This is a genomic window from Streptomyces viridosporus, assembly GCF_002078235.1.
Taxonomy (GTDB): domain Bacteria; phylum Actinomycetota; class Actinomycetes; order Streptomycetales; family Streptomycetaceae; genus Streptomyces; species Streptomyces viridosporus.
Genome location: NZ_MSGP01000658.1, coordinates 1 through 3,053 on the forward strand (window position 1 = coordinate 1; position 3,053 = coordinate 3,053).

At 73.5% G+C, this 3,053-nt stretch carries 3 protein-coding genes; 1 reads left to right on the forward strand and 2 read right to left on the reverse strand.

Features of this window, described 5'->3' with window-relative positions:
- On the forward strand, positions 1-936 hold a 936-nt coding region (locus tag B7L92_RS35155), incomplete at its 5' end, for a phytoene desaturase family protein (RefSeq protein WP_143626434.1).
- Between the two features lie 15 nt (positions 937-951).
- Here the strand turns inward: B7L92_RS35155 and B7L92_RS35160 are convergent.
- Both B7L92_RS35160 and metF read right to left on the reverse strand, forming a co-directional pair.
- Positions 952-1,899: an SCO2102 family sporulation regulator gene (locus B7L92_RS35160; RefSeq protein WP_081241270.1), complete on the reverse strand. Its 948-nt coding sequence runs from the start codon at positions 1,897-1,899 to the stop codon at positions 952-954.
- 56 nt (positions 1,900-1,955) lie between these two features.
- Positions 1,956-2,879, reverse strand: coding sequence for a methylenetetrahydrofolate reductase [NAD(P)H] (metF, locus tag B7L92_RS35165; protein WP_081241271.1), 924 nt, complete (start codon positions 2,877-2,879; stop codon positions 1,956-1,958).
- Positions 2,880-3,053: the final 174 nt, after the last annotated feature.

Genomic DNA, 3,053 nt, shown 5'->3' on the forward strand with positions numbered 1-3,053 from the left:
GGCAGCACGGCCGCGCTCGCCGGGGTGTCGCGCGGGTCCAGGCCGTGGGCGAGCGCGGCCGTGCTGCCGTACATGGAGTACGCCTTCGGCACGTGGTACGTGCGCGGCGGGGGCCTGCGGGAGCTGGCGCGCGCGGTGTACGAGCGGTGCCTGGCCCGCGGGGTCGAGTTCCGTTTCGGCACCGGGGTCGCCCGGGTCCTGGAGAAGGACGGCCGGGCGGCGGGGGTGGAGCTCGACGACGGCACGGCGTCCGAGGCGGACCACGTGGTCGCGGGGGTGGACCCGCACCGGCTGGAGCGCATGACCGGGCATCCGTTGTACGGCGACGACGACGTGCGCCCCGATCCCGCGGGCCTGCGGCGGCCCGGCCGGTTCACGGTGCTGCTGGCGCTGCGCGGGCCGCGCGAGTCCGGGGCGGCGCACCACACGGTGGTGCACGCCCCCGACCGCACGGCCGAGCTGGACTTCCTCACCGCCCCCGCCGGCACCCCGGCCCGGCCCACGGTGACGGTGCTGCGGCCGGACGACCCCGCCCTGCGCCCCGACCCGGAGCACGAGTCCGTGGTCCTGTCCGCCGCGGTGCCGCACGGGGTGGACTGGGGCGCGGGAGGGGCCGGCGAGCGGTTCGCGGACCTGCTCGTCGAGGCCGCCGGGGCCGCCGTCCCCGGTCTGCGCGAGCGTGTCCTGTGGCGGGAGGTGCGCACGCCCGGCGACTCCGGGGAGGAGACGGGCGCCGCGCGGGGCGGCGTGCCCGCTCCCGCTCTCGCCGCCGGCCGGGGCCGCTTCCTCCACCCGGCCAACACCACCCCGCTCCCGGGGCTGTACCGCGTCGGCGGCTGGTCCCACCCCGGGGGCGGTCTCCCGCACGCCGGCATGTCGGGCGCGCTGGTCGCCGGGCTGATCGTGGAGGGGCCGGGGTTCCGGGGGTCCCAGTGACCTCCCGGCCGGGCGTCAGAAGCGGTACTGCTCGTCGTACCCGGTCCCGCTCCCGGTCCCGGGCGTCTGCCCGTCGCCCTGGTACGGGTACGGCTGCTCCGGCGGGAGTTCACCGCCGTACGGGTCGTCGGTGCTGCGCTGCTGCGGGACCCACAGGCCGCCGGGCGGGGTCTCGCCGCCGTGGGCGCCGGCGTACTGGTCCTGGCCGTAGGCCTGCTGGCCGTACTGCTGCGGGTCGGCGTAGCCGGTGTCGTACGAGGTTCCGCCGTAGGTCTGGGTGCCGATGTACGGGTCGGAGTAGGCGGCGTACTGCTGCTGCCCGGTGGTGTCGTAGCCCTGCTGCTGGCCGTAGCCGGAGTAGTCGTAGGCGTAGCCCTGGTCGGCGCCCTGGGCGGTCGCCGCGTACTGCTCCTGGGACGGGGCGGAGTACCCCGTGTCGCCGTAGACGCCGTAGGAGCCGGTGTCGTCGGGCATGGGCTGCGGCTCGTAGACGGCGGTGCTCCCGGTGTCCGCCGTCCGGTCGGGGCGCGCGGGGGTGAACACGTCGTCGCGGTCGTAGTCGTCGTCCGTGCCGTAGCCGCCCCGGTCGTCGCGGTGGCCGGCGCCCTCGTCGCCGTAACCGCCGCCGGCCGTCTCCAGGTCGGAGACCTCCAGGGTCGGTTCCTGGCGTCCGCGGTCCCCGCGGCGGCCCTTGGCGGCGGCCAGCATCGGGGAGTTGACCGCCCAGCCGGCCGCGAAGCCGCGGCGGAAGGACAGCGTGACGTAGGTCTGGCCGACCGCGAAGGCGGCGGCACCCAGCCCGATGACGACGACGGACGGGATCAGCACACCGAGCACGACACCGAGGAAGCCGCCGAAGGCGAGCAGCCGCCAGCGCAGGCGCGCCTTGTACTGCAGCAGCACCTCGCCGAGCAGCCACAGCGCGACGATGCCGAACGCGATGTAGAGGACCGTCCAGCCCATGTACGCCCCTCTCCCAGCGGCCGCTACGCAGTGTGTCGTACACCGGTGCGACCGGTCTAGGCCTGCGGTGGATGGTGCAGGCCCAGGTTCTCGTAGATTTCCAGCGTCGCCGTGGAGTTGTTGAGCGTGATGAAGTGCAGACCGGGCACTCCCTCGGCCAGCAGCCGCGCGCAGAACTCCGTGGCGAACTCGATGCCAATGGAGCGTACCGCCGCCGGATCGTCCTTCGCTGCGAGGATCCGCTCTTTGAGGGCGTCCGGGAACACGGCGTTACTGAGCTTTGGCAATCTTTCCAGCATCTTCACGCTGGTCACCGGCATGACCTCGGGGATCACCGGGGTCTCGCAGCCGGCCGCGTCGACTCGGTCACGCAGGCGCAGGTAGGACTCGGGGTGGAAGAACATCTGCGTGATCGCGTAGTCGGCGCCGGCCCGGCACTTGTCGACGAAGTGCGCGACGTCCGTGTCCCAGTCGGCCGAGCGCGGGTGCATCTCCGGGAAGGCGGCGACACCGACGCAGAAGTCGCCCGACTCCTTGATGAGCCGGACGAGTTCGGCGGCGTAGGTCAGGCCCTGCGGATGCGGCACCCAGTCGCCCATCGGGTCGCCGGGCGGATCGCCGCGCACGGCGAGCATGTTGCGGATCCCGGCGTCGGCGTACTGGCCGATGATGTTGCGCAGTTCGGCGACGGAGTGGTTGACCGCGGTGAGGTGGGCGACCGGCGTGAGGGTGGTGTCGGCGGCGATCTGCTCGGTCGCCTTCACCGTGCCGGCCCGGGTGGAACCGCCCGCGCCGTACGTCACGGAGACGAAGCTGGGGGCCACCGCCTCGACCCTGCGGAGCGCGTTCCACAGGTTGCGCTCGCCCTTCTCCGTCTTGGGGGCCCAGAACTCGAACGAGTACGTCGTCTTCCCGGCGGCGAGCATGTCGCGCACGGTGCGGGCGCGATCAGTCCTGGTGGATGCGGTTCCGAGGGCCATACCGGCAGGTTAGCCAGGGCGCGGCGGTCCCCCAACCGAAAGCGAGAGATTTGTCTGATATGCCGACTTGCTGTCCACCCTTTGGACAAACCTGAGACGCGCGGGGGTCATCCGGCGTCCGGGGCGGCCTGCCGCAGCCGCTCGGCGAAGGCGGCCGCCGCCGGACGCCGGATG